We start from the raw sequence: 25,525 nt of genomic DNA on the forward strand, positions 1-25,525 counted from the left end.
GGCGCCTCTCGGCCCCGCCCCTCACCCCCAGCCCGCCGGCCCCGCCGACCCGGCCGGGTACTCGTCCAGCGGCACCTCCTCGGCCTCCCACGCGGCGAGCACCGGCGCCAGGATCCGCCAGCACTCCTCGGCGGCGTCGCCGCGCACGCTCAGCAGCGTCTGCCCGGTGAGGATGCCGCGCAGCACCTCCCCGTAGGCGTCCACCTGCTCCTCGCCCAGGTCGGCGGCGAGGGTGCGCCGCTCGGCGTCGAACGGGGTGTCGGCCCCGTCCACGGCGAGCTCGATCCGCACTTCGCGCGGGTCCAGGCCCACCACGATCCGGTCCCGGCCCTCCGCGGGCGAGAGGCCCTCCGGCACGTCCTCGGGCGCCCGCAGGGTCAGCGCCACCTCCCACCGCTTCCGGCCCAGCGCCTTGCCGGAGCGCAGCCGGAACGGCACGCCGCGCCACCGCTCGGTGTCCACGGCGAGGGTGACCTCGGCCAGCGTCTCGGTCCGCAGCCCGGGGTCCACGCCCTCCTCCTCCGCGTAGGCGGGGATCCGCTCGCCGTCCACCTCGCCGGCGGTGTAGCGGGCGCGGCGGGAGGCGGCCACGGGGTCGTCCTGCCACACCCGGGTGGCGCGCAGGACCTCGACGACGGCGTCGTGCAGTTCCTGCGGACGCAGCCGCTCCGGCGGCTCGAGCGCCGCCATGGCCAGCACCTGCAGCAGGTGCGACTGGACCATGTCCTTTAGCGCGCCGGTGCCGTCGTAGAACTCGGCGCGCCCCTCGAGCGCGATCGTCTCGTCCACCACCACGTCGACCCGCTCCACGTCACGCCCGCCCCACACGCGCCCCAGCAGCCGGTTCGCGGTGCGCAGCCCGAGCAGCGCGGTGACCATGGACTCGCCCAGGAAGTGGTCCACGCGGAACACGCGGTCCTCCTCGACGACGTCGGCCAGCACCGCGTTGAGCTCGCGGGCGCTCTCCTCGTCCTCGCCGAACGGCTTCTCCAGGGCCAGGCGCAGCCCGTCCGGCAGGTCTTCCAAGCCGGCGAGCGCGCCCACGGCCTCCCGCGTGATGCCGGGGCCGAGGGCGAAGTACAGCACGGGCGCGGCGTCCGGGCCGGCGGCCTCGCGGGCCGTCTCGAACAGGGCGCGCAGGTCGTCGGCGTCCGTGGCGTCGGCGGTGTGCCACGCGGCGCGCGCGACGAGGTCCTCGACCTCGTCCTCGTCCAGGGCGGCGCCCGCGAGGCCCTCGCGCACGATCGAGCGCCACTCGTCCGTGCTGTGCTCGCTGTGGGAGGAGCCCACGAGCGTCACCCGCGGCAGGTCGTGGGCGGCCAGCGCACCGGCCAGGCCGGGCAGCAGCAGGCGCGAGGTGAGGTCACCGGTGGCGCCCAGGATGATCAGGGCGACATCGTCGCGGTCGGCGGGGGAGGTCATGGGTGTCCTTCGGCGTCGGCGGCGGGCGGTCCCGGCCAGTCTCCCGTCGGCCCGCCGATCCAGTCCATGCGTGCCCGTCCATGCGTGCCCGTCCATGCCCGCCGGGCCGGGCGCGGCCTCAGCCCTGGCCCGCCGCGCGTCGCGGATGATGGACTGGAGGGCATGACCACGACGACCCCCCGCCGCCCGCCGCTCATCGAGGACCACGCGTACCTGTCCAACCAGCACTCGGGGGCGCTCGTCACCCGCGAGGGGGACGTGACGTGGCTGTGCCTGCCCCGGTTCGACGCCCCGTCCGTATTCACCTCCCTGCTGGGCGAGCCGGAGCACGGGCAGTGGAGCCTGCGGATCGCCGACGGCGAGGTCGTGGAGCGCGCCTACCTGCCCGGCACGCTCGTGCTGCGCACGCGCTGGCGCGGCCCCGAGGGGGAGGCGGAGGTCCTCGAGTTCATGCCGCTGACCAGCCATCGCGGCTCCGGCGTGGCGGTGGACGACGACGGCGGCGCGCTCGCCTCGACGGGCGAGGGCGAACAGGCCCGGGCGGACCTGGTGCGGCTCGTGCGCTGCACCGCCGGCCGCGTGAGCGTGGAGCAGCGGCTCCACGTCCGGCTGGACTACGGCGAGGTGACCCCGTGGGTGTCCCGGCAGACCGACCCGGCGGGGGAGTCCTTCCTCGCGGTGGTCGCCGGCGGCGACGCCCTGGCCGTGCACGGGCCGGACCTGAGCCCGGACGGGCTGAGCCACCGCGGCAGCACCCCGCTGGAGGAGGGCGGGTCCGCCGCATGGACGCTCGCCTGGTACCCCTCGTGGTTCATGGCGCCGGCCGCCCCGAACGCGGAGCGGGCCCTCGAGGCCACCGTGGCCGGCTGGGTGGAGTGGCTGGGCGAGCTGGAGGCCACCGGCCCGCGCGCCGACCGGGTGGCCCGCTCCCTGCTGGTGCTCAAGGGCCTGACCCACCGGGACACGGGCGGCATCGTGGCCGCCCCCACCGCGAGCCTGCCGGAGGACATCGGGGGCGTGCGCAACTGGGACTACCGCTACGTGTGGCTGCGGGACACCGCCCTCACCCTCGAGGCGCTCATGGCCCACAACCACACGGAGGACGCCAAGGCCTGGCGGGACTGGCTGCTGCGCGCGATCGCCGGCGACCCGCAGGACGTGCAGATCATGTACACGCTCTCCGGCGGGCGCCGCATGCCCGAGCGGGACCTCGAGCACCTGCCCGGCTACGAGGGCTCGCGCCCCGTGCACGTGGGCAACGGGGCCGCGGACCAGTGGCAGGCGGACGTGATCGGCACGGTGATGCTCGCCCTCGGGAAGCTGCGGGACGCGGGCGTGGGGGAGGACCCGTGGTCCTGGACGCTGCAGAAGCGGCTCGTGGAGCGCCTGCTGGCGCACCGGGACACGAAGGAGCACGGCCTGTGGGAGATGCGGGGCGAGCCCGCGTTCTTCACGCACGGCCGCGTGATGATGTGGGCCGCCCTGGACCAGGCCCTGCACGCCGCCCGGGACCACGGGCTGCCGGCCCGCGACGACGAGCTCGAGGCCTGGGAGCGGGCGCGGGAGGAGCTGCGGGAGGAGATCCTCACCGAGGGCGTGGACGAGGACGGCGCCTTCCGGCAGACCTACGGCTCCACGGAGACGGACGCCTCCCTGCTGCAGATCCCCCACACCGGCTTCGTGCCCCACGACGATCCGCACATGCTCGCCACGGTGGCCCGCGTGGAGGAGGACCTCGTCACCCAGACCGGCCTGGTGATGCGGTACCGCGCCACCGGCATGGACGGGCTGCCGGGCGAGGAGGCGCCGTTCATCATGTGCGCCTTCTGGCTCGTGGAGCAGTACGCCCGATCCGGCCGCGTCGAGGACGCGGAGCGCCTCATGGCCCGCCTGGACGACTGTGCCAACGACCTGCTGCTCATGGCCGAGGAGTACGACGACGAGCTGGACCGGATGGCGGGCAACTTCCCGCAGGCGTTCTCCCACCTGGGCCTGATCCGCGCCGTGGACGCCCTGGAGGACGCCCGCGGCGCGGCCGAGGCTTGACCGTCCGCCCCGTCAGTCCAGCCGCTCGACGGCCCCCAGCGCCGTGAGCAGGAACGCGTACTCCCACGCGGTGTCCTCCCAGCCCTGGTACCGGCCGGAGGCGCCCCCGTGCCCACCGTCCATCTCGGTGCGCAGCAGCACGGGCGCGCCGCCGTCGGCCAGCGGCCTCGCCTGGTCCGAGGTGACGGTGCGGCGCAGCTGGGCCACCCACTTGGCCGGCTCCACGTAGTGCACGCGGGTGTCGTTCAGGCTCGTCACGGCCGCGATCGCCGGGTAGTCCACCGCCCGCACGTTCTCGTACGGGGTGTAGGCGCGCATGGCCTCATACACGGCCGCGTCCTCGATCGGGTTGCCCCACTCCTCCCACTCGAGCGCGGACAGCGGCAGCTCCGGGTCGAGGATCGTGGTGAGCGCATCCACGAACGGCACCACCGCCAGGCACGCCCGGTACAGCTCCGGCGCGAGGTTCAGCACCGCGCCCATGAGCAGGCCGCCGGCCGAGCCGCCCATGCAGGCCACGCGCGCCGGGTCCGCCCAGCCGAGGTCCACGAGGTGCCGGGTGGCGTCCACGAAGTCCGTGAAGGAGTGCCGCTTGGCCAGCTTCTTGCCGTCCTCGTACCAGCGCCGGCCCAGTTCGCCGCCGCCGCGCACGTGCGCGACCGCGAACACCACGCCCCGGTCCAGCAGGGACAGCCGGGCCACACCCAGCACGGGGTCCATGGACATCTCGTAGGAGCCGTAGCCGTACACCACGCACGGGGCCGTCCCGTCCGGCTTCACGTCGCGGCGCCGGATCACGGTGACGGGGATCCGCACGTCCTCCCCGGTCACCGACGACGGCTCGGACGCCGGCGCCCACACGCGCTCGGCCACGTAGTCGGCCGGGTCGTAGCCGGGCACCTCCGTCTCGCGGCGCAGGTGCACCTCGCCGGTCGCCGCCGAGACGTCCAGCACGCGCGCGGGCGTGATCCAGGACGTGTAGGCCAGCCGCAGGAACGGGGACTCGGCCGCCGTCGCGGACAGGTGGCACGCGTAGAGCTCCTCGTCGAACGCGGGCTCGCGCCAGTGCGCGGCCTGCCCGGCCAGCACGGCGTCCAGCTCGGCGACGACGACGCGCGGGGTGGTCTCCCGGCGCACGGCCAGGGCGGCGTGGGTCAGGGTGACCATGGCGCCGTCGACCTTCACGTCCTCGCGGTGCGGCACGACGGTGCGCCAGGCGCCGCGGTCGGCGACGTCGGTCTCGGCGACCACCGAGAGCATCCCGTTGGGCGCGGAGACGGAGGCGCCGTCGTCGTCCAGGGCGCGGTCGTGGACCACGAGCAGCCGACGGACGCCGTCGGCGTCGGTGACGGGCTCGACGTCGGCGAGCATCCGCCACGCGCGGGGGATCAGCACGCGCGGGGTGGGCAGGGGCGCGGCGGGGTCCTCCGGCAGGTCGACCACGAGGGTCTCGGAGACCTCCGAGTTGCCGACGCCGATCAGCAGCTGGGTGCGGTCGGCGACGCCCTCGAAGCCGGTCCACATGCCCGGGTCGGCCTCCTCGTGCAGGAGCACGTCCTCGGCCGGGTCGGTGCCGAGCACGTGGGCCTTGACCTGGTACGGCCGCCACGAGTCGTCCCACACGGTGTAGAACACGCGGGTGCCCGAGCGGTCGAAGCGGACGCCGTGGGCCACGTTCTCGACCGCGTCCGGCAGGTCCTCGCCCGTGGCGATCTCGCGCACGCGCAGGGTGAAGCGCTCGTCGCCGGTGTGGTCCACGGCGTAGGCCACCCGGGTGGCGTCCGGGCTGATGTGCAGGCCGCCGAGCGCGAAGAACGGGTGGCCCTCGGCCTCGGCGTTGCCGTCCAGGATCACCTGCTCGCCCGGCAGGGCGGCGTCCGGGGTGATGACGGGCGGGGTCCAGTCGGCCTCGAGGTCGCCGGTGTCGCGTGCGGGCACGCGGCAGTGGATCGGGTACTCGGCGCCCTCGCGGGTGCGCACGAAGTACCACCACCCGTCCCGGCGGGCGGGCACGGAGCGGTCCGTCTCCACCGTGCGGGCCTTGATCTCGCCGACGATCGCCTCGCGCAGCGGCGCCTGGTCCGCGGTCACGGCCTCGGTGTACGCGTTCTCGGCGGCCAGGTGGTCGAGCACGCGGGGCTCCGCCTTGCCGCGCAGCCACTCGAAGTCGTCCTGGAACGTGTGGCCGTGGTGGCGGCGGGTCACGGGCTCGGCGGAGACGGACGGCGGGACGGGGGCGTGCGATGTGGTCTGGGGCATGCGGCCCATCCCATCACGCCGCGCGGGGCGGGGCCGACACCCCGCGCCGCACACGACGACGGCGGCGCACCGGCCCGGTGCGCCGCCGTCGGGGGTGGCGGGTCAGTTCAGGCCGAGCGAGGCCCGGACCACGCCGAGCCCGAAGTACGCGACGAACGCGAGCGCCACGAACCACAGCAGCGGGTGCACCTCGCGGCCGCGGCCCTGGCCCGTGCGGATCACCGCGTAGGCCACCACGCCGGCGCCGATGCCGTTGACGATCGAGTAGGTGAACGGCATGAGGGTGAACGTGAGGAACGCGGGGAAGGCCGCGCCCGGGTCGGACCAGTCGATCTGCACCACGTGCTGGCACATCATGAACCCGACCACCACGAGCGCGGGGGCCACGGCCTCGAACGGCACGAGGTGGATGAGCGGGGAGAGGAACACGGCCGCGAGGAAGAACAGGCCGGTGAACACGGAGGCCAGGCCGGTCCGGGCGCCCTCGCCGATGCCGGTGCCGGACTCCACGAAGATCTGGTGCGCCGAGCCGGAGGCGCCGCCGCCCACGGCGACCGCGAGCGCGTCCGCGGCGAGCACCCGGTTCAGGTCGGGGATGGAGCCGTCCGGGTTCACGGTGCCGGCCTCGCGGGCCAGGCCCACGGAGACGCCCATCGCGTCGAAGAACACGGAGAGCAGGATCGCGAACACGAGCAGGGAGGCCATCAGCCCGCCCACCGAGGTGAAGGCGCCGAACAGGTCCACGCTGCCGAGCAGGTGCAGGTCCGGGGCGGTCCACTCGGGCAGGGAGGGGGCGATCAGGGACCAGCCGGTGGGCACGGCGTTCCCGTCGGCGTCCACGGAGGGGCCGATGTGGAACACGGCCTCCAGCACGTTGGCGAGGATCGTCGCCGCGACGATGCCGATCAGGATGGCGCCGCGCACCTTGCGGATCACGAGGACCGCGGTCAGCAGCAGCCCGACGACGAAGACCAGCACGGGCCAGCCCTCGAGCTCGCCGCCCGTGCCCAGGCCCACCGGGACCGTGGTGTCGGCGGCGTCCGGCAGCCGACGCACGAACCCGGCGTTGACGAGGCCGATCAGCGCGATGAACAGGCCGATGCCCACCACGATGCCGGACTTCAGCGCCTCCGGGACCGCGTCGAACACGGCGCGGCGGAAGCCGGTCACCACGAGCAGCAGCATCACGAGACCGGCGAGGGTGACGAGGCCCATCAGCTGGGGCCAGGTGAGTCCCGGCGTCGTGGCGATGGTGATGGAGACGAAAGCGGAGACGCCCAGGCCCGCGGCCACCGCGAACGGGTGCCGCGCCCACACGCCCATGACGATGGTCATGACGCCCGCCACGAGCGCGGTCACGGCGGCCACGGCGGGGATGCCCAGGGTGTTCCCGGCCGAGTCGGGACCGGACAGGATCAGCGGGTTCAGCACCACGATGTAGCTCATCGCCAGGAACGTGGCGAGGCCGCCGCGGAACTCCTGGCCCACCGACGAGCCGCGCTCGGTGATGCGGAAATACCGGTCCAGGGCGCCGCGGGCAGCGGCGGGCGACGGGGCGGGCGAGGGCGGTGGAGAGGCGGTGCGGGAGGCCATGGCACCAGCGTAGTGACCCGGTCCCACGACGATCGCGCGCGTGCCGTCCCGCTACGCTCGCGGGCATGCGTCCCCGCTCCGCCTCCGCCGCCCGCACCCGGGAGGCGCTGCGCGACGCCGTGCAGATCTACGCCCCCTCCACCGTCTACGCCGTCGGCCTGGGCGCCATGACGCCCGCGCTCGCGGTGGCGGCGCTGGCCCTCGGCCTGGACGCGGCGCGGGCGGCCGCCGTCGTGCTGCTGGTGGGGCTCGGCTCGCTCGTGGCCAACGGGCCGGCCTCGGCGCTCGCGGCCCGGGCGGGGGAGCGGGTCACCATGGTCGTCTCCGCCGTGCTCGGCACGGCCGGCGCGGGCCTGGCCTGGGCGACGACGGCCGGGGTGTCCTCCGGGCCGTCGGCGGCGGGGGTGGCCGAGCCGGGGCGGCTGGCGCTGTTCCTGGCCGCGGTGCTCGCCGTGGGCATGGCCGGGGCCGGGTTCAACCTGGCCCGGCAGGCGTACCTGGCGGTGGCGGTGCCGGCCACGCACCGGGCCCGCGCGATGTCCACGCTCGGCGGGACCGTGCGGATCGGGACGTTCCTGGGCCCGTTCCTGGGTGCCGCCGCGCAGGCCCCGCTCGGGCTGGACGGCGCGTTCGCCGCGGCCGCCGCGGCCATGGCCGTCGGCGCCCTGCTGTGCCTGCGGATCCGGGATCTGCCGGTGCCGGCGTCCGGTCCGGCGGCGGGGGAGCAGCCCGGCCCGGCCGGACGACCTCGCCTGCTGGACGTGGCGCGCGCCCGGCGGGGGGCGCTGCTCACGGCCGGCTTCGGTGTCGTGGCCGTCTCCGCCGCCCGCGCGGCGCGCAACGCCGTCATCCCGCTGTGGGCCACGCACCTGGGCCTGGACGCGGCGACGGCGTCGCTCGTCTTCGGCCTGGCCGGCGCGGCGGACCTGCTGCTCTTCTACCCCTCGGGCCGGCTCATGGACCGCTTCGGCCGGCGCGCCGTGGCGGTGCCGTGCCTGACCCTGCTGGGGGCGGGGTTCCTGGCGATCAGCCTCACCCGGGAGCCGACGGCGTTCGCGGCGGCGGCGGTGCTGCTGGGCATCGGCAACGGCTTCGGCGCGGGGATCGTGATGACCCTCGGGGCGGACCACTCGCCGCCGAACGCGCGCGCCCAGTTCCTCGGTCTGTGGCGCTCGATGTCCGACGCGGGGATGCTCGCCGGGCCGCTGCTGCTCTCCGGGGCGACCGCCGCGGCCGGGCTGGCCGTCGGCGTCGGCTCCCTCGCGGTCGTCTGCGGGGTCGGAGCGGTCGTGTTCGCCGCGGTGCTGCCGCGCGGGCCGGGGGCCGTGGCGGACCCGCCGCCCGTCGTCGTGCGCTCCCGCTGACCGGGGGCGCCGGACCGTCGGCTCAGTCGGCGGTCTCGTCCGGGGGGATGGTCTGCCCGGAGGCCTGGTCGTCGAAGACCATGTACGTCTGCGTGTCGACGACGCTCGGCAGGGTCTGCAGTTCGTCGAAGATCACGCGGCGCAGGTCGGCGGTGTCCCGCGCGCGGACCAGCAGGATCACGTCCATGTTCCCGCCCACGAGGGAGACGTGGGAGACCTCGGGGATGGCCAGGAGCGTGGCGCGCAGCTCTCGCCAGTCGTGCTGACGCAGCTTCATGGTCACGTGGGCGGAGGCCCCGAAGCCGACCTTGACGGGGTCGACCCGCACGGTGAAGCCTGTGATCACGCCCGCGTCCTGCAGGCGGTTCAGACGCGAGTAGCAGTGCGCGCGGGAGATGTGCACGCGCTCGGCCAGGGCCGCGACGGACATCCGCCCGTCCTGCGTCAGTTCGCGGACGATCGCGCGGTCCACGCGGTCCAGCGGCTCGGCGGCCATGGCTCCTCCTGGGGCGGGGCGGACGGGGTCGGCCACGCGGCGGCGGACCGTCTACGTGGCACGAGTCACAATAGCAGTTCGTCCGATGGAGTGCCTGGTTTGCACCCGATTGTCTCGTGATCCCGGGCGGGCGAGCGACACATTGATCCTCTTGGGCACACTGAAGGCCACAGATCGAGAGGACCCGCCATGAGTGACCCCACCCCCGCCGTGCCCGGGGCCGTCCGGACCGACGAGGCCGAGACCCGCCCGAACGCCGGCGCCGCCTTCGGCATCTCCCTCGAGGAGTACCTGCTCCCCGCCGCCCGCCGCATCCAGCTGATCGGCGAGGACGGCACTCTGCTGGCCCCGGAGGAGCAGGGCACCGAGCCCGGCCACGAGTATCCCCTGCCCTCCGACGAGGAGCTGCTGGCCGCCTACCGCCACCTCGTCATCGGCCGCCGCGTCAACGACCAGGCCTACGCCCTGGTGCGCCAGGGTCGCATGGCCGTCTATCCGTCCTCGCATGGCCAGGAGGCCTCCGAGGTCGCCGCCGCCGTCTGCCTGGGCGAGGACGACTGGCTGTTCCCGACCTACCGCGACACCGTGGCCGTGATCGCCCGCGGCGTCCCGCCGCTCGAGGTGATGGTGGCCTACCAGGGCACCTGGCATCAGGGCTACGACCCCCAGAAGCACCACGTCTCCATCCAGTCCACGCCCCTGACCACCCAGATGCTGCACGCCGTCGGGATGGCCAAGGCCGCCCGCCTGCGCGGCGAGGAGGTCGTGTGCCTGGCCATGGTCGGCGACGGCGGCACCTCCGAGGGCGACTTCCACGAGGCGCTGAACTTCGCGGCCGTGTTCAAGCTGCCGGTGATCTTCTTCGTGCAGAACAACAAGTTCGCCATCTCCGTGCCGTTCGCCAAGCAGTCGGCCGCCCCGTCCCTGGCCCACAAGGCCGTGGGCTACGGCCTGGCCGGCGAGCGCGTGGACGGCAACGACCTCGGCGCCCTGCTGGCCGTGCTGGGCCGCGCCGTGGAGCTGTGCCGGCAGGGCCAGGGCCCCTTCCTCGTGGAGGCGGACACCTACCGCATGCAGGCGCACACCAACACGGACGACCCCTCGCGCTACCGCGACGACGCCGAGGTGAAGGAGTGGGAGGCGCGCGACCCGCTGCGCCGCATGACCGCCTACCTCGAGTCCACCGGCGCCCTCACCGAGGAGGTCTCGGCCCAGATCGCCCGCGACGCGGAGGACGTCGCGCAGCAGCTGCGTGACGCCATGAACGCCGAGACGGAGCTCGATCCGCTCGAGCTGTTCGACCACGTCTACTCCGTGCAGACCCCGCAGCTCGCCGCCCAGCGCGCGCAGCTGGCCGAGGAGCTGTCCCGTTCCGAGAACCAGGAGGCCTGAGCATGGCGACCCTGACCTTCGCCGCCGCGCTCAACGCGGCGCTGGCCGACGAGATGGCCGCCGACGACATGGTGGTGGTGTTCGGCGAGGACGTCGGCACCCTCGGCGGCGTCTTCCGCATCACGGACGGGCTGACCGCGCGCTTCGGCGAGGAGCGCTGCTTCGACACCCCGCTGGCCGAGTCCGGCATCGCGGGCATGGCCGTGGGCATGGCCCTCGGCGGCGCCCGCCCCGTGATCGAGATGCAGTTCGACGCGTTCGCGTACCCGGCCTTCGAGCAGATCGCCTCGCACGTGGCCAAGATGCGCAACCGCACCAAGGGCGCCACGCCCATGCCGATCACCATCCGCATCCCCTACGGCGGCGGCATCGGCGGCGTGGAGCACCACTGCGACTCCTCCGAGTCCTACTACGCGCACACCCCGGGCTTGAAGGTGTACACCCCGGCCTCGGTGAAGGACGCGTACATGATGCTGCGCTCGGCCATCCGCCTGGACGATCCGGTGGTCTTCATGGAGCCCAAGAAGATGTACTGGACCAAGGCCGAGCTCGACCTCGACCAGCTGCGCGCCGAGTTCGAGGAGGGCTGGGCCCGCGTCGAGGACAAGAAGGAGCACGGCGAGGCCTGGGCCCGCGCCGCCGTCGTCCGCGAGGGCACGGACGTCACCCTCGTCTCCTACGGCCCCTCCGTCCCCACCTGCCTCGCCGCCGCCCAGGCGGCCGCGGAGGAGGGGCTCTCGGTGGAGGTCGTGGACCTGCGCACCGTGAACCCGCTGGACGAGGACACGATGACCGCCTCGGTCACCAAGACCGGCCGCGCCGTCGTCGTCGCCGAGCCGCAGGGCTTCGCGTCCGTGGCCTCCGAGCTGGTGGCCCGGATCCAGCAGCGCTGCTTCCACTCGCTGGCGGCGCCCGTGGGCCGCGTGACCGGCTTCGACATCCCGTTCCCCGCGCCGAAGCTCGAGGAGCACCACCTGCCGAACATCGACCGCATCCTGGACGCGATCGACGACCTGAACTGGGACCTGGACGCGATCGACGACCTGAACTGGGACCTGGACGCCGAGGAGGCCCGCGCATGAGCAACACCTTCCTGCTGCCCGACCTGGGCGAGGGCCTGACCGAGGCCGACATCGTCCGCTGGCTCGTCGCCGAGGGCGACACCGTGGCCGTCGACCAGCCCATGGTCGAGGTCGAGACCGCCAAGGCCCTCGTCGAGGTGCCGAGCCCGTACGCCGGCACCGTGCTGACCCTGCACGGCGCCGAGGGCGAGACCATGGACGTCGGCAGCCCGCTGATCACCATCGGCGCGGCCGGCGAGTCCGGTGAGGGCTCCGCGCCCGTCGCCGGCACCGAGACCCTCGCCGTCCCGCCGTCGACCGGTGCGGCGGCGGCCGAGGCCGCCCGCCCGGGCGCGCTGAGCTACCGCGAGGAGGAGATGGCCGGCGTCCAGCCGAAGCCGGACAAGGCCCGCGGCGGCGACGGCGACGTCGCCGGCTCCGACGACGAGGCCTCCGGCGCCGTGCTCATCGGCTACGGCACCTCCGGCCACAGGGCCACCTCCCGCAGCCGTCCGTCCAAGCGCGGCCGCGGCGCCGCCCGCCCGACACCGGCCCCCACGGCCGGGGCCGGCGCCCCGCGCGTGACCTCCCCGATCGTCCGCAAGCTCGCCCGCGAGAAGGGCGTGGACGTGGCCGCGCTGACCGGCACGGGCCCGGACGGCCTGATCACCCGCGCCGACGTGCTCGCCGCGGCCGAGGGCTCCGCGCCGCAGACCGCCCCGACCCCGGCCCCGTCGGCCGCCGCCCCGGCGGCCGCGGCCACCGCGCAGCCGGGCGCCGTGGACGGGCGGACCGGCCTGGCCGTCGTCGCCCGCACCCCGATCTCGGGGGTGCGCAAGGTGATCGCGGACCAGCTCTCCCGCTCGCGCCGCGAGGTCCCGGAGGTCACGGCGTGGCTGGACGTCGACGTCACCGCCCTGCTCGAGCTGCGGGCCGCGCTCAAGGCGAAGGACCCGGAGAACGCGCCCTCGCTGCTCGGCCTGATTGCCCGCTTCACCCTGGCCGGCCTGCGCCGGTACCCGGTGATGAACGCGCGCATCGAGGCCGGGGCGGACGGCCAGGACGAGATCGTGGAGGTCGACGGCGTCCACCTCGGCCTGGCCGTGCAGACCGACCGCGGCCTCATGGTGCCGTCCGTCGAGCACGCGGAGAAGCTGTCCGCGGACGAGCTCACCGCCGCGATCAACGACACCGTCAGCCGCGCCCGCGCGGGCAGGGCCGCCCCGGCCGAGCTCACCCGCGGCACGTTCACGCTGAACAACTACGGCCCGCTGGGCACGGACGGCGCCACGCCGATCATCAACGTGCCCGAGGCCGGGATGCTCGGCATCGGCCGGATCATCGACCGCCCGTGGGTCGTGGACGGGGAGATCGTGGTCCGCAAGGTCACCGAGATGACCGTGACCTTCGACCACCGCGTCACCGACGGCGCCACCGCGAGCGCGTTCCTCACGTTCGTGGCGGACTGCCTCCACGACCCGACGGCGGCCCTCGCCCGGATCTGATCCGGACGATCCCCGCCCGCCCCGACCCCGGACGAGCCCTGCGATGTGGCGGCCATACCTCGCGGATGGCCGCCACATCGCAGGGCTCGTCGCGTGGTGGGGGTGCGGTGAGCGTGCGGGGAGGGGTCAGTCCGCGCGGCCGCGGCGAAAGGCCGTGCCGAGCGCGCCCCACAGCAGGACCGCGGGGGAGGCGCTGAGCAGGATCCCGGCCGGCTCGGCCGCCGGGTGGGGGCCGGCGCCGCTGGTCGCGGGGGTGTCGAGGGTGAGGGCCAGCAGCGTCAGCCCGGCCGCCAGGCCCGCGACGCCCAGGGACCAGAGCGTGGCCTCCACGCCGCGGGCGCCGCGCGGTACGGGCCGCGGTGCGCCGTCGTACCGGGCGAACGGCACGGCGAGCAGGCCCCAGGCGGCGGACACGAGCGCCGCGGCGGCCATGTCCGACGGCCGGTGCCAGGCCTCCGTGTAGGCGACGGCGCCGGTGCAGGAGCTCACCACGGCGCCGAGGACGGTGGTGAGAGGTCGCCACCGGGCGGGCACGAGCAGCAGCGCGGCCACCGCGGCGCCCGTCGCGAGCGTCATGTGGCCCGAGGGCAGTGAGTTGCCGCCGGACCACGGGACCCCGTCGGCGTGCTCGGGCCGCGGAAGCGCCGCCTTGAGCAGCTGCGTGGTGAGGTTGGACCCGGCCAGCACGAGGAGGGCGAGCAGCCCCCGCCGCCGCCACCGGGCCACGGCGAGCGCGCCGAGCGAGGCCAGCGCCATGCCGACCGCCAACGCGAGCGGCAGGATCCGCACCACCTGGGAGGTCACGTCCGGCACGGTGTCCGCGTAGCGCTCCTCGACGGCGCGGAACACCTGGTACTCGAGCACCTGGCCGGCGGAGGACCACACCAGGGCGGCGTAGACCAGCACGACGCCGGCCACGCACGCGGCCAGCGCCAGCCACCACGTCCACGAGGGGAGGCGGCGGGGGGCGCGGGCGGTGGGGGGCATGGGTTCCATTGTGTCGGACGCGCAGCCGTCATGCAGGCTTCATCGGACGGTCACGCCCCCGTCGCCGTCCCGTCCTCCGCGCCCCTGAGCCGCCTGCCTAGCCTGGGGCCATGACCCGCGTGCCCCCCGCCCACGGACATCGCCCGGCCCTCCGCGACTCCACCGGCTCGGCTCACGGCCCGGGCGTCGAGCCGGGCGCCCGGCCCCGTCTCTCGGCCGAGGACCTGCTGGCCGCCCGGGACGCCCTGGCCCCCTTCGGCCGGCTGAGCCGGCAGGAGCCCATCGAGTGGGCCGCCGAGGAGCCCCTCGCCCCGGACCTGGCCGACTTCTACCGCTACGTGGGACCGGAGTGGCTGGAGATCGACACCCTCGGCCTGCCTGTGATGTTCTTCCCGCTGGACCGCCTGTGGGACGAGCAGGCCGGCTACCGGTGGAACCCCCGAACCGGTGCGCTGCTGGTGGACTGGAACGACGACTGGACCGTGGTGGCCAAGCAGGGCGCCGACCCGTTCATCCACGCGGCCTCCACCGGCCAGGTGCTCATGGCCCCGGGAGACGAGGGCTGGGAGGACCGCCTGGACGAGCCGCGACCGGTCTTCCGGGACCTCACCGAGATGACCCGCGCGCTCGCGGCCGTGGGCACGGCGTGGGCGCGCTTCGACGACCCGTTCACCGCCGACTGGCATCTCACCGAGGAGGTGACGGCCGCCGTCGTCGCCGGCCTGGAGGGGGTGCTCGGCGCCCACGACCGCGCCGTGGACCTGGCCCGAGCCCTCGGCTACCTCCGCGCCGTCTGAGCGTCGGCGCCGACACAGACAGTCCCACCCCGCCGGCGCCCGTCGGAACGGGAGCCGAGCGCCCTTCCTACACTGGCCGCATGAGCACCGCCCCCGCCCTGCCCCCGCTGCCCGGCGCGCCGGGCGGTCCCGCCCTGCCGAGCGTCGAGGAGCTGCTGGCCGACGCCGTCGCGGTCGCCCTGCCGATGCGCGTGCGGTTCCGCGGCACGGACCTCCGTCACGCCCTGCTGCTGCGCGGCCCGGCGGGCTGGGCCGAGTTCTCCCCGTTCCCGGAGTACGGTCCGCACGAGTGCGCCGCGTGGCTGGCCGCCGCGATCGAGGCCGGCTGGCAGGGCTGGCCCGGCCCGGTCCGCCAGACCGTCCCCGTCAACGCCACCGTGCCCGCGGTGGCCGCGGACGACGTCGAGGCCGTCCTGGCCCGCTACGGCGACGGCATCACCGCGGTCAAGGTCAAGGTGGCCGAGCACGGACCCGAGGGCGGTCTCGTCCCCGGCGGCCGCGAGGCCGACCTGGCCCGCGTGCGGCGGGTGCGCGCGCTGCTGCCCCACGCGCAGGTCCGCGTCGACGCCAACGCCGGCTGGACGCCCGCCGAGGCCGTCGACGTGCTCACCGCGCTGGCCGACGTCGGCCTCGAGTACGCCGAGCAGCCCGTGCCCGGCATCACCGACCTCGCGGAGGTCCGCGCGGAGCTGCGCGCCCGGGGCGTCCCCACCCCGATCGCCGCGGACGAGGCGGTCCGCAAGGCCGAGGACCCCCTCGCCGTCGCGGCCGCCGGCGCCGCGGACCTGATCGTGGTGAAGGTCCAGCCGCTCGGGGGCGTGCGCCGGGCCGCGGCGATCGTGGCGGCCGCGGGGCTGCCCGCGGTGGTCTCCTCAGCGCTGGACACCTCCGTGGGCATTGCCGGCGGCGCCGCGCTCGCCGCCTGCCTGCCGTCCCTGCCGCACGCATGCGGGCTCGGCACCGCGGCCCTCTTCGAGCACGACGTCGTCGCCCCGGCCTGGCGCCCACGCGCGGGGGCCCTCCCGGCACCGGGGGAGCGGGCCCCCGCCCCCGACCCGGAGCTGCTCGACCGCGTCCGGGCGGACGGGGCGCGGCAGGCGTGGTGGGCCGACCGCCTGCGCGCGGCCCACGCGGTGCTGGCCGCGCAGGGCTGACGGGCCCGCCCGGTCCCCGTCGACGCGGGGAATGTGAGCCGGATTACAGCACGTCAACGGGACGAAATCCGGCGGCCGGGAAGAGTTCAACTCGCGGCCACCTGGGCGTGGCTCGCCGCTCGGAGCGAGGGGCCAAGGTGATGGCAGCCCCGGCCGGCCTCACCCCCGGGGTCGCCTCCGGCCCGGCACCGGACCCCGAACCATCCCCACGACGCGAAGGACCCCGTCATGCTGAAGCGCCTCCTCCCCATGGCCGGCCACACCCGTGGCAACCGCTCCGCCGTCACGTGCGAGCTCAAGTGCGGCAACGCGTGCGCCCACCCGGTGCCCAACACCTCGGCGAACCCGACCTTCCAGCAGATCGCGGAGACCGCCATCTCGCGCCGCTCCGCCCTGGTCGGCGGCACCGGCCTCGCCGCCGCCGTCGTCATCGGCTCCCAGGTGGCCCAGGCCCCCGAGGCGCTCGCAGACAACGGCCGGCGCCCGACCGGCGGCGGCAAGCTCCCCTTCGAGCCCATCGCCCCGGTGACCCGCACCGTGGACACCATGACCGTGCCGGAGGGCTACGACTGGGGCACCGTGATCCGCTGGGGCGACCCGCTGTTCGCCGACTCCCCGGAGTTCGACATCGAGCACCAGACCGGTGCGTCGCAGGCCGCCCAGTTCGGCTACAACAACGACTACCTGAACATCATCACCGACGGCGGCAACGACCGCTCCGGCTACCTCGTCTCCAACCACGAGTACACCAACGAGAACATCATGTTCTCCCCGGAGTACATCGCCTCGAACTTCGAGGACGTCGTCAACGTCGGCCTCCAGGCCCACGGCCTGTCCATCGTGGACCTCAAGCGTGCCAAGCGCGGCGCCCAGTGGGAGTACGTCCGCGGCGGCCGCCGCAACCGCCGCATCACCGGCACCACCGAGTTCGAGGTCCGCGGCCCGGCCGCCGGCCACGCGCTGCTCACGACCGTCGAGGACCCGACCGGCACCCGCGTGCTGGGCACCCTGAACAACTGCGCCGGCGGCACCACCCCGTGGGGCACCGTGCTCTCCGGCGAGGAGAACTTCAACCAGTACTTCAAGGGCCGCGGCACCGCCGAGGAGAAGCGCTACGGCATCTCCACCTCCGCCACCCGCCGCGGCTGGGAGAAGGTCCACGACCGCTTCGACCTGACCAAGCCCGGCTACGAGAACGAGGCCAACCGCTTCGGCTGGGTCGTCGAGATCGACCCCGAGGACCCCACCTCCACGCCCGTGAAGCACACCCTCCTGGGCCGCTTCAAGCACGAGGCCGGCACCGCCGTGATCTCCCCGTCCGGCCACGCCGTGGTCTACTCCGGCGACGACGAGCGCCACGACTACCTGTACAAGTTCGTCTCGGCCGAGAAGGTCCGCGAGGGCGACAAGAAGCACAACATGCGCCTGATGGACAAGGGCACCCTCTACGTGGCCAGGTTCTCCGGCGACTCCCCGGCCGCCCAGATCGACGGCAGGGGCACCCTGCCCTCGGACGGCGCCTTCGACGGCTCCGGAGAGTGGATCGCCCTGGCCGACGAGAAGACGTCCTTCGTCCCGGGCATGTCCCTGGCCGAGGTCCTCGTCTACACCCGCCTCGCGGCAGACAAGATGGGCGCCACCAAGATGGACCGCCCGGAGGACGTCGAGACCAACCCGGTCACCGGCAAGGTCTACGCGGCCCTGACCAACAACACCAAGCGCACCGCCGTGGACGAGGCCAACCCGGTCATCGGCAACCGCGACGGCCACGTCATCGAGATCACCGAGCAGGGCGGGGATCACACCTCCACCGCCTTCACCTGGGTCATCCTGCTGCTCGCCGGCGACCCGGCGGTCTCCTCCTCGGCCTACTTCGCCGGCTACCCGAAGGAGAAGGTCTCCCCGATCTCCTGCCCGGACAACCTGGCGTTCGACTCCGAGGGCAACCTCTGGATCTCCACCGACGGCCAGCCCGGCACCATCGGCTACGCCGACGCGCTGCACAAGGTCACCCTCGACGGCGCCGAGCGCGGCCGCGTCCAGCAGTTCCTCGCCGTCCCGCGCGACGCCGAGACCTGCGGCCCCGTGATCCACGACCGCGACAACTCCGTGTTCGTCAACGTCCAGCACCCGGGCGAGGACGGCACCTGGGGCGCGCACACCTCCTCCTTCCCGGACTTCCTGAGCCCGACCGGCCCGGTCCAGGTGGGCGACAAGGTCGCGGCCCCGCGTCCGAGCGTCGTCCAGGTGTTCAACGCCACCGGGAACAACGGCATCGGCAAGGGCGCCGGCAAGGAGAAGGGCAACAAGGGCAAGGGCAACAACGGCAAGGGCAAGGGCAACGGCAACGGCAAGGGCCCGAAGGGCTGACCCCCGCCTCCGCGCGGACCCTCGACGAGGCCGTCACGGCCGGCGCCACCGCGTCACCGTGGCGGCCTCGCCGCGTCCGGGGCCCGCCCGCGCCCGGGCCTAGACTGGTGGCCACCATGACCTCCGTCGACTCCCTCTCCGTGGCGCGCGCCGTCGCCACCGCCCTGATCGACGCCGGCATGCGGGACGCGGTGGTCTGCCCCGGCTCCCGCTCCGCCCCGCTGGCCTACGCGCTCGCGGCCCTCGAGCACGCCGGCGAGGTCCGCCTGCACGTGCGGGTGGACGAGCGCTCGGCCGGCTTCCTCGCCCACGGGCTCTCGCTGGCCTCGGGGCGCCCGGTGGGCGTGCTGACCACGTCGGGCACCGCCGTCGGGAACCTGGTGCCCGCCCTGATGGAGTCCTTCCACGCCGGCACGCGCGTGATCGCGCTGACCGCGGATCGTCCGCCCGAGCTGCACGGCACCGGCGCGAACCAGACCACGGACCAGAGGGACGTGTTCGGCACGCACGTCCGCCATGCCGCCTCCCTCGGCTGCGACGCGGCCGACGGCGTGGACGCCGAGCAGCATCTGCGCCATGTGCGGGCCACCGTGCGCCGGGCCCTGCTGGCGGCCGAGGGGGTCGTCGCCGAGACCGGTTCCGACGACGGCGCGCCCGGTCCGGTGACGATGGCCGAGGCCCCGGCCGGACCCGTCCACCTGAACCTGCACTTCCGCGACCCGCTCGTGCCGAGCCCTGAGGAGGCGGCCGCCATGGGCGCCGCCGCCGCGGCGCCGCACACCCCTGCTCCGGCCGTCGCCCCGACCGGCGCGAGCCCGGCCGCCGCCGCGTCGGCCTACCGGGCGCCCGGGGCGGTGCTCTCGGGGCTGCCCAAGCTGGACGTCGCCCGCCTGGACCAGCGGCGCACCGTCGTGCTGGCCTGCCACGGTGCCGGCCCCGCGGCCGCGGCCTTCGCGCTGTCCCTGGGCCTGCCCCTGCTGGCCGAGCCGTCCTCGAACGCGCGGTTCTCCGCCAACGCCATCGCCGCGTACCCGCTCCTGCTGGGCGCGGCCGGCGGGCGCGACGCGGACGCACACCCCCTGGCCGCCCGCATCGAACGGGTCGTGCTGTTCGGCCGGCCCACGCTCACCCGGACGGTCAACGCGCTGCTGGCCCGCCCCGACGTCGCCACGGCCCTGCACGCCCCCGAGCCCGCACCGTGGTTCGAGCCGGGCCGGCGCCGGGAGACGCCCGTGGAGACCCTCGAGGAGCTCGCCGCCTTCGCCGGGCAGGGCGAGCCCGGCTGGCTCGCCGCGTGGCAGCACGCCTCGATGCGCGCCCAGGCCGCCGTGGAGGACGTGCTCGTCACCACCGACGCCGGCGACCGGCTCAGCCCGCAGACGGTGGCGCACGTGAGCGCCGCCATGGTCCGGGGTCCGCTCGTGCTGGGCTCGTCCTCGGTGATCCGGGACGTGGACCTGACCTGGCGGCCCCCCTCGGCGCCGGACGCGGAGGTGTACGCCAACCGCGGGCTCGCCGGGATCGACGGGACCGTCTCCACGGCCGCGGGCGTCGCACTGGCGCGCGGACGGCGGACCGTGGCCCTGCTCGGCGACCTCACCGCCCTGCACGAGGCGGGCGGCCTGCTCGTGGGCCCCACCGAGACCGAGCCGGACCTCGACCTCGTGGTCGTCAACGACGACGGCGGGGCGATCTTCGCGAGCCTCGAACACGGGGCCGTGGCCGAGGCGCCCGGCATGGCGGACCCCATCGAACGGCTCTTCGGCACCCCGCACGGCGTGGACCTGGCCGCCCTGGCCGCCGCGTACGGCGTCCCGCACACGCGGGTCACCGACCGCGTCGACCTCGTCCGGGCCCTGTCCGACCCGGTGCGCGGCCGGCGTCTGCTCGAGGTCCGCTGCGACCGCGCCGACCGCCCGCGCGTCGCCGCCGCCCTGGCCGCGGCGGTGCGCGCCACGTTCCCGCCCGCGTGCCCCGTCCCGGACCCCGCGCCGGACGCCGGCCCGGCCCCCGCCCCGCCCACCGCCGAGCTCGCCGCCGAGGAGGCCCCCCAGTGACCGGCACGCCGACGTCGCCCGCGCCCGCCTCGACCCCCGCCGTCGTGCGCCGTGCCGACGTGCTGATCTCCGGCTGCGGCCCCGCCGGCGCCACCGCCGCCGCCCACCTCGCCGCGGCGGGGCTGGACGTGGTGGTGCTCGAGAAGACCGCGCACCCGCGTGAGAAGGTCTGCGGCGACGGCCTGACCCCGCAGGCGGTCCGGGAGCTGCAGCTGCTCGGCGTGCCCCACCGGGGTGAGCCCGGCGACGACGGCGGCTGGCGCGTCATCCGCGGCCTGCGGCTGCGCGCGGGCGAGCGCAGCGTGGACGTGCCGTGGGCGCCCACCCAGACCTGGCCGGACTACGCGCTCACGCGCACCCGACGCGATTTCGACGCCCTCCTGGCGGACCTGGCGCGCACCCGCGGCGCCGAGGTCCGCGAGCGGCACGCCGTCACCGGCGTCGTGCGGGACGAGGCCGGACGCGTGGTCGGGCTGGACGCGGAGCTGATCGCGCCGAACGGCCGCAAGACCGGGGAGACCGCCCGCTTCACCGCACCGATCGTGCTCGCGTGCGACGGCGTCTCCGCCCGCGCCGCCGTCTCCGCGGGCCTGCACCGCCGCGAGGACCGGCCCATGGGCGTGGCCGTGCGGGCCTACTACACCGCCGGCGCCGCCGTCGACGGGGCGATCCCCGCCCCGCCCGGCGACCGGGGGGAGTGGATGGAGTCCTGGCTGCGCCTGCCGGATGCCGAGGGCAACCCGCTGCCCGGCTACGGCTGGCTGTTCCCGCTCGCGGACGGCACCGTGAACGTGGGCCTGGGCATCCTGGACACCTCCCCGCAGTTCGGGAAGCTGGACTACCGCGGGCTGCTGAAGTCCTGGACCGGGGCGCTCACCGCGGACTGGGGGATCGCCGAGCAGACGCGCACCTCGCGGATCCTCGGCGCGGCCCTGCCGATGGCGTTCAACCGCACCCCGCAGCACGTGCCGGGCATGCTCCTGGTGGGCGACGCGGCCGGCATGGTGTCCCCGTTCAACGGCGAGGGCATCGGGTTCGCGATGGAGGCGGCCCGCCTCGCCGCGGAGCTGGCGGTGCAGGCGCACGCGGCCGGGACCGACGGCGCCGCGGACGCGATCCTGTCCCGTTACCCGGTGATCACCCAGCACCTGTGGGGCCGCCACTTCGCCCTCGGCGCCCGGTTCGCCCGCCTGATCGGCGATCCGCGCGTGATGAAGGCGGCGCTGGGCGCCGGGATGGCCGCACCCCCGCTGCTGCGGGCCGCGGTGAAGGTCATGGGCAACACGGTGGACGCGCGGGGCGGCGACGCCGTCGACCGGGCCGTCCGCGTGCTCGAGGCGCTCACCCCCGCGCTGACGACCGCGGGCGGCGCGCCGTTGGGTAGGCTTGCCCGGTGACCACCGCAGACCCCGGCTTCGCCCTGCCCTCCGGCTTCGAACCCCTCGCCGAGCACGGCCGTGTCCTGGAGGTCGTGCTGACCGCGCTCGAGCAGGTCGAGGAGCAGCTGGACAGCGCCCTCGGCTTCGACGACCTCTTCTCCGACACCGCCGCCCACCACCTGCTGGCCGCCGGCGGCAAGCGGGTCCGTCCGGTCCTGACGGTGCTCGCCTCCCTCCTGGGCGACCCCGCCCTGGCCTCCGGCGAGGTCGCCGACGTGGACGCGCCCGCCCGCCAGGCCGCCGTCGTGATGGAGCTGACGCACCTGGCCACGCTGTACCACGACGACGTGATGGACGAGGCCCCCGTGCGCCGCGGCGCCCCCGCCGCCCACCGACTGTGGGGAAACTCGGCGGCGATCCTGGCCGGCGACCTGATCTTCGCCCGCGCCTCCCAGCTCATGGCCGAGCTCGGCCCGCGGCCCGTGCAGATCCAGGCGGACACCTTCGAACGCCTCGTGCAGGGCCAGCTGTGGGAGACCCGCGGCCCGGCCGAGGGCGCGGATCCGATCGAGCACTACTACGCGGTGCTCTCCGGCAAGACCGGCTCGCTGATCGCCGCGGCGGGCATGCTCGGCGCGCTGCTGGGCGGGGCCGACGAGGCCGCCGTCCAGGTGATGCGCGCATACGGCGAGAAGGTGGGCCTGGCCTTCCAGCTCGCCGACGACCTGATCGACCTCACCGGCGACGCCGAGCGGATCGGCAAGGTCCCCGGCACGGACCTGCGCGAGCGCGTGCCCACCCTGACCACGCTGCTGCTGGCCCGCGCCGCGCAGGGCGAGGGGCCGGAGGCCGAGGACGCCCGCCGGGTGCGCGCGCTCGTGGACGGGCCGCTCGACACCGACGAGCAGCTGGCCGCCGCCGTCGCCGCGCTCACGGGCCACCCCGCCATCGACGAGGCGTGGGCGATCACCCGCGGCTGGGCGGAGCAGGCCAAGCAGGCGCTCGCCCCGCTGCCGGACTCCGCCGTGAAGGCGGCGCTCGAGGCGTTCGCCGACTACGTGGTCGGGCGCTCGGCCTGACGCCGCGGTCGGCGGCGTCGCCGCCTCGATCCGGGGCGGCCGCTCAGTCCAGGCGGGTCGGGGCGGGGTCCAGCGCGGCCGCGAGCTCCCGCGCCTTGCCGGCGCGGACCTCCGGGGCCACCGGGTGGCGCAGCTGCCGGTAGAGCATGTCCTCCTCGAAGCGGGGGAACACGTGCAGGTGGTAGTGCCACACGTGCTGGTTGCCGGCGGGCTCGTTGTGCTGGCGCGTGGAGACCCCGTCCGGGGCCCACGCGCGCTTCATGGCCAGCGCCACCTGCTGGGCCATCAGGGCGATGCGCTGCAGCACGCGCGGGGGCAGGTCGTAGAGGTTCTCGTAGTGCTCGGCCGGGCAGACCATGGCGTGGCCCTCGTGGTCGCCGAACCCGTCCACGGCGATCAGCACGATCAGGTCCTCGTCCTGGTAGACGGTGTCCCCGAGCTCGCAGCGGTTGCCCGGGTCGGAGACGTCGCCGGCCACGAGCCCGCAGAACGGGCAGACGTAGCCGTCCGGGGCGTGGGAGACCGGGGCGGGCGCGGTCACCGGTCCGGCCCCTCGTCGTCGTCCTCGGGGTCCTCGAAGGTCCACGCGAGCAGGTCCGTCAGGAACTCGCTGAAGGTGCCGCCCTCGTCCTGCCACTCGCCCTCGGGCGCGTCGGCACCGGCGGAGCGCCGCCACACCAGCGGGTCCGGCAACGCCAGGTTGTCCACCGGCAGGCCCCACACGACCGTCTCGTCCGCATCCTCCAGGAACATGAGGAAGCCGTCCCGCACCTCGAGGTCCTCGGGGTCCCACACGTAGTGGTCCGTCTCCATGAGGTCGCCGCAGTTGCCCAGGGCGAGGTAGAACTCGCGGAGAGCAGCCGGGATCATGAGCCCGGCGCCGAGCTGCTCCGCCGCGGGGGACTGGGCCAGCCGGGCGTCGACGTCGGCGGGGGCGAGGCCGTCGTCCTCGGCCCAGGCGTCGCCCAGCAGGTCCGGGACGAGCCGCTGGAAGGCCGGGAGGTACACGGGGGCGGGGGGCTTGGCGGGCATGTCGTCAGTCTAGGCGTGCGCGCCCCGCCCGGCCCGGACCGCCCGACGCTGCAGGCGGGAGGCGTTCAGCTGGTCCACGGTGAACACCGCCAGGGACAGCCAGATCAGCCCGAAGCCCGCCCAGCGGGCCGCGGGCATCTGCTCGCCGAGCACCGTGACCGCCACGAGGAACTGCAGGATGGGCGCCGTGTACTGCAGCATCCCGAGCGTGGTCAGCGTCAGGGAGCGGGCCGCCGCCGAGAACAGGATGAGCGGAACGGCGGTGAGCACGCCGAGCCCGGCCATGAGCCAGAAGTGGCCGGGCCCCTCGGTGACCGTGGTGAGCAGCCCGGCCTGCGCCAGCAGCACGCTGCCCACCACGAACACGGGGATCAGCACCACGGTCTCGGCGGTCATCGCGGTCACTGCGTGCACGGGGGAGGGGAAGCGCTTCTTCACGAAGCCGTAGAGCCCGAACGAGGTGGCCAGCCCGAGCGCGATCCACGGCACCTGCCCCATCGCCGCGGACATCACGACGACGGCGGCCACCGCGATCCCGACGGCCACCCACTGGCCCCGCCGCAGCCGCTCCCCGAGGAAGAGCACGCCGAGCAGGACGTTCACCAGCGGGTTCATGAAGTAGCCCAGCGAGGCCTGGAGCACGTTGCCCGTGGTGACCGAGACCGCGTACAGCAGCCAGTTCACCGCGATGATCCCGGCGGCCAGACCCGTGGTGCCCCAGCGGCCGGGCGTGGCCAGCGCCGTCCCCAGCTCGCGCAGGCGGCGCATCACGGTCAGCAGCAGCAGGCAGAAGATCAGGGCGAAGCCGATGCGCACCACCACGATCTCCAGGGTCCCGGCGGGCGCGAGCATCGCCATGTAGAGCGGCAGCAGGCCCCACACGAAGTAGGCGGTGAAGCCGAGGGCCAGCCCGCGCGGGTCGTCGTCCGGGGCAGGGGAGACGGTGGGCAGGGCACCGGTGTCGGGGGCGGCGCCGTCGGGGGTCGCGCCGGGCCGGGCAGCGGGGGAGGAGGGGCTCACGCGGACCACTGTACGGTCCGGGTGAGCACTCTCACCCAGGTTCCTCCCGGTCACGGCGGTAGACTGGGGGGTCGATCCCGCGCGCCGGCGCCGGGCCCCGCCCTGCGTCCTGCCGGCGCGCCCCGCCGTCGTCGAAAAGGACCCACCCGCCGTGACCGTTCGCCCTGACCGCCCGTTGCGCATCGCCATCATCGGTGCCGGACCCGCCGGGGTGTACACGGCGGACATCCTGACCAAGGAGGAGCGGGACTTCCGTGTCAGCATCGACCTGTTCGACCGGTACCCGGCCCCGTTCGGTCTGATCCGTTACGGGGTGGCCCCGGACCATCCGCGCATCAAGGGCATCGTCACCGCCCTGCACAAGGTCATGGACCGCGGCGACATCCGTTTCCTGGGCAACGTGGACTACGGCACGGACCTGAGCCTGGCGGATCTGCGTCGGCATTACGACGCGATCGTGTTCTCCACCGGGGCTGTGCGGGACGCGGCCCTGGACGTGCCCGGGGTGGAGT

The 25,525-nt window shown here is 75.0% G+C and carries 20 protein-coding genes; 12 read left to right on the top strand and 8 right to left on the bottom strand.

Annotated elements, in window-relative coordinates; translation table 11 throughout:
- Nucleotides 1-21: 21 nt before the first annotated feature.
- Complete coding sequence (locus ACTSKS_RS07765; protein WP_010080320.1) at nucleotides 22-1,422, bottom strand: glucose-6-phosphate dehydrogenase; 1,401 nt, start codon at nucleotides 1,420-1,422, stop codon at nucleotides 22-24.
- A 162-nt stretch (nucleotides 1,423-1,584) separates the two neighbouring features.
- On the opposite strand from ACTSKS_RS07765, the gene ACTSKS_RS07770 reads away from it, so the two are divergent.
- On the top strand, nucleotides 1,585-3,468 hold the full coding sequence (locus ACTSKS_RS07770) for a glycoside hydrolase family 15 protein (protein ID WP_010080321.1): 1,884 nt from the start codon (nucleotides 1,585-1,587) through the stop codon (nucleotides 3,466-3,468).
- 12 nt (nucleotides 3,469-3,480) lie between these two features.
- Here the strand turns inward: ACTSKS_RS07770 and ACTSKS_RS07775 are convergent, their stop codons facing one another.
- Nucleotides 3,481-5,727 carry a S9 family peptidase gene (locus tag ACTSKS_RS07775; RefSeq protein ID WP_442927433.1) on the bottom strand — a complete coding sequence of 749 codons (2,247 nt, stop codon included), beginning with the start codon at nucleotides 5,725-5,727 and terminating at the stop codon, nucleotides 3,481-3,483.
- A 102-nt stretch (nucleotides 5,728-5,829) separates the two neighbouring features.
- Nucleotides 5,830-7,320 carry an NCS2 family permease gene (locus ACTSKS_RS07780; protein ID WP_230259707.1) on the bottom strand — a complete coding sequence of 497 codons (1,491 nt, stop codon included), beginning with the start codon at nucleotides 7,318-7,320 and terminating at the stop codon, nucleotides 5,830-5,832.
- 65 nt (nucleotides 7,321-7,385) lie between these two features.
- Here ACTSKS_RS07780 and ACTSKS_RS07785 point away from each other — a divergent pair, with 65 nt between their 5' ends.
- A complete protein-coding gene (locus ACTSKS_RS07785) occupies nucleotides 7,386-8,684 on the top strand; it encodes an MFS transporter (RefSeq protein ID WP_230259706.1) in 1,299 nt (432 codons plus the stop codon).
- Between the two features lie 22 nt (nucleotides 8,685-8,706).
- Here the strand turns inward: ACTSKS_RS07785 and ACTSKS_RS07790 are convergent, their stop codons facing one another.
- On the bottom strand, nucleotides 8,707-9,180 hold the full coding sequence (locus tag ACTSKS_RS07790) for an Lrp/AsnC family transcriptional regulator (protein WP_036316705.1): 474 nt from the start codon (nucleotides 9,178-9,180) through the stop codon (nucleotides 8,707-8,709).
- A 189-nt stretch (nucleotides 9,181-9,369) separates the two neighbouring features.
- Here ACTSKS_RS07790 and ACTSKS_RS07795 point away from each other — a divergent pair, with 189 nt between their 5' ends.
- Genes ACTSKS_RS07795 through ACTSKS_RS07805 form a run of 3 tightly spaced genes read left to right on the top strand, consistent with a single transcriptional unit; the run spans nucleotide 9,370 to nucleotide 13,138 of the window.
- Complete coding sequence (locus ACTSKS_RS07795; RefSeq protein ID WP_041104050.1) at nucleotides 9,370-10,572, top strand: thiamine pyrophosphate-dependent enzyme; 1,203 nt, start codon at nucleotides 9,370-9,372, stop codon at nucleotides 10,570-10,572.
- A gap of 2 nt (nucleotides 10,573-10,574) precedes the next feature.
- Nucleotides 10,575-11,654: an alpha-ketoacid dehydrogenase subunit beta gene (locus ACTSKS_RS07800; RefSeq protein WP_134415779.1), complete on the top strand. Its 1,080-nt coding sequence runs from the start codon at nucleotides 10,575-10,577 to the stop codon at nucleotides 11,652-11,654.
- Nucleotides 11,651-13,138 (top strand): dihydrolipoamide acetyltransferase family protein, encoded by a 1,488-nt coding sequence (locus tag ACTSKS_RS07805; RefSeq protein WP_134415777.1) that lies wholly within the window; start codon nucleotides 11,651-11,653, stop codon nucleotides 13,136-13,138. Before ACTSKS_RS07800 ends, ACTSKS_RS07805 begins: the two co-directional genes overlap by 4 nt.
- A gap of 126 nt (nucleotides 13,139-13,264) precedes the next feature.
- Here the strand turns inward: ACTSKS_RS07805 and ACTSKS_RS07810 are convergent, their stop codons facing one another.
- Nucleotides 13,265-14,125, bottom strand: coding sequence for a phosphatase PAP2 family protein (locus ACTSKS_RS07810; RefSeq protein WP_041104931.1), 861 nt, complete (start codon nucleotides 14,123-14,125; stop codon nucleotides 13,265-13,267).
- A gap of 110 nt (nucleotides 14,126-14,235) precedes the next feature.
- Between ACTSKS_RS07810 and ACTSKS_RS07815 the strand changes: the two genes are divergently transcribed.
- The 6 genes from ACTSKS_RS07815 (at nucleotide 14,236) to ACTSKS_RS07840 (ending at nucleotide 22,961) form a co-directional block, all read left to right on the top strand.
- Nucleotides 14,236-14,922, top strand: a complete 687-nt coding sequence (locus tag ACTSKS_RS07815) for a hypothetical protein (protein ID WP_036317999.1) — start codon at nucleotides 14,236-14,238, stop codon at nucleotides 14,920-14,922.
- An 80-nt stretch (nucleotides 14,923-15,002) separates the two neighbouring features.
- Nucleotides 15,003-16,076 carry an o-succinylbenzoate synthase gene (locus ACTSKS_RS07820; RefSeq protein WP_134415775.1) on the top strand — a complete coding sequence of 358 codons (1,074 nt, stop codon included), beginning with the start codon at nucleotides 15,003-15,005 and terminating at the stop codon, nucleotides 16,074-16,076.
- 228 nt (nucleotides 16,077-16,304) lie between these two features.
- Nucleotides 16,305-18,446 carry a PhoX family protein gene (locus ACTSKS_RS07825; protein ID WP_134415773.1) on the top strand — a complete coding sequence of 714 codons (2,142 nt, stop codon included), beginning with the start codon at nucleotides 16,305-16,307 and terminating at the stop codon, nucleotides 18,444-18,446.
- A 116-nt stretch (nucleotides 18,447-18,562) separates the two neighbouring features.
- The gene (gene menD, locus ACTSKS_RS07830; protein ID WP_442927434.1) at nucleotides 18,563-20,503 is read left to right on the top strand and encodes a 2-succinyl-5-enolpyruvyl-6-hydroxy-3-cyclohexene-1-carboxylic-acid synthase; all 1,941 of its coding nucleotides are present in this window, start codon (nucleotides 18,563-18,565) and stop codon (nucleotides 20,501-20,503) included.
- On the top strand, nucleotides 20,500-21,900 hold the full coding sequence (locus ACTSKS_RS07835; protein ID WP_036318070.1) for a geranylgeranyl reductase family protein: 1,401 nt from the start codon (nucleotides 20,500-20,502) through the stop codon (nucleotides 21,898-21,900). The genes menD and ACTSKS_RS07835 overlap by 4 nt, the downstream gene beginning before the upstream one ends.
- Nucleotides 21,897-22,961, top strand: coding sequence for a polyprenyl synthetase family protein (locus ACTSKS_RS07840; RefSeq protein WP_134415769.1), 1,065 nt, complete (start codon nucleotides 21,897-21,899; stop codon nucleotides 22,959-22,961). Before ACTSKS_RS07835 ends, ACTSKS_RS07840 begins: the two co-directional genes overlap by 4 nt.
- A gap of 43 nt (nucleotides 22,962-23,004) precedes the next feature.
- On the opposite strand, the gene ACTSKS_RS07845 is transcribed toward ACTSKS_RS07840, so the two are convergent.
- The 3 genes from ACTSKS_RS07845 to rarD are packed head-to-tail and all read right to left on the bottom strand — an operon-like array spanning nucleotide 23,005 to nucleotide 25,022.
- Nucleotides 23,005-23,502, bottom strand: coding sequence for an HIT family protein (locus tag ACTSKS_RS07845; protein WP_134415767.1), 498 nt, complete (start codon nucleotides 23,500-23,502; stop codon nucleotides 23,005-23,007).
- Nucleotides 23,499-23,993: a hypothetical protein gene (locus ACTSKS_RS07850; RefSeq protein ID WP_041104945.1), complete on the bottom strand. Its 495-nt coding sequence runs from the start codon at nucleotides 23,991-23,993 to the stop codon at nucleotides 23,499-23,501. Before ACTSKS_RS07850 ends, ACTSKS_RS07845 begins: the two co-directional genes overlap by 4 nt.
- A 9-nt stretch (nucleotides 23,994-24,002) precedes the next feature.
- On the bottom strand, nucleotides 24,003-25,022 hold the full coding sequence (gene rarD / locus ACTSKS_RS07855; protein WP_134415914.1) for an EamA family transporter RarD: 1,020 nt from the start codon (nucleotides 25,020-25,022) through the stop codon (nucleotides 24,003-24,005).
- 142 nt (nucleotides 25,023-25,164) lie between these two features.
- Here rarD and ACTSKS_RS07860 point away from each other — a divergent pair.
- A partial coding sequence (locus tag ACTSKS_RS07860) for an FAD/NAD(P)-binding protein (protein ID WP_442927435.1) occupies nucleotides 25,165-25,525 on the top strand: 361 nt, incomplete at its 3' end.

This window comes from Micrococcus sp. TCR-5, assembly GCF_052220525.1.
Taxonomy (GTDB): Bacteria; Actinomycetota; Actinomycetes; order Actinomycetales; family Micrococcaceae; genus Micrococcus; species Micrococcus luteus.

Coding starts and splice junctions, on each gene's coding strand:
- ACTSKS_RS07765 (WP_010080320.1), bottom strand. CDS start 1,422: ATGACCTCCCCCGCCGACCGCGACGATGTCGCCCTGATCATCCTGGGC.
- ACTSKS_RS07770 (WP_010080321.1), top strand. CDS start 1,585: ATGACCACGACGACCCCCCGCCGCCCGCCGCTCATCGAGGACCACGCG.
- ACTSKS_RS07775 (WP_442927433.1), bottom strand. CDS start 5,727: ATGCCCCAGACCACATCGCACGCCCCCGTCCCGCCGTCCGTCTCCGCC.
- ACTSKS_RS07780 (WP_230259707.1), bottom strand. CDS start 7,320: ATGGCCTCCCGCACCGCCTCTCCACCGCCCTCGCCCGCCCCGTCGCCC.
- ACTSKS_RS07785 (WP_230259706.1), top strand. CDS start 7,386: ATGCGTCCCCGCTCCGCCTCCGCCGCCCGCACCCGGGAGGCGCTGCGC.
- ACTSKS_RS07790 (WP_036316705.1), bottom strand. CDS start 9,180: ATGGCCGCCGAGCCGCTGGACCGCGTGGACCGCGCGATCGTCCGCGAA.
- ACTSKS_RS07795 (WP_041104050.1), top strand. CDS start 9,370: ATGAGTGACCCCACCCCCGCCGTGCCCGGGGCCGTCCGGACCGACGAG.
- ACTSKS_RS07800 (WP_134415779.1), top strand. CDS start 10,575: ATGGCGACCCTGACCTTCGCCGCCGCGCTCAACGCGGCGCTGGCCGAC.
- ACTSKS_RS07805 (WP_134415777.1), top strand. CDS start 11,651: ATGAGCAACACCTTCCTGCTGCCCGACCTGGGCGAGGGCCTGACCGAG.
- ACTSKS_RS07810 (WP_041104931.1), bottom strand. CDS start 14,125: ATGCCCCCCACCGCCCGCGCCCCCCGCCGCCTCCCCTCGTGGACGTGG.
- ACTSKS_RS07815 (WP_036317999.1), top strand. CDS start 14,236: ATGACCCGCGTGCCCCCCGCCCACGGACATCGCCCGGCCCTCCGCGAC.
- ACTSKS_RS07820 (WP_134415775.1), top strand. CDS start 15,003: ATGAGCACCGCCCCCGCCCTGCCCCCGCTGCCCGGCGCGCCGGGCGGT.
- ACTSKS_RS07825 (WP_134415773.1), top strand. CDS start 16,305: ATGCTGAAGCGCCTCCTCCCCATGGCCGGCCACACCCGTGGCAACCGC.
- menD (WP_442927434.1), top strand. CDS start 18,563: ATGACCTCCGTCGACTCCCTCTCCGTGGCGCGCGCCGTCGCCACCGCC.
- ACTSKS_RS07850 (WP_041104945.1), bottom strand. CDS start 23,993: ATGCCCGCCAAGCCCCCCGCCCCCGTGTACCTCCCGGCCTTCCAGCGG.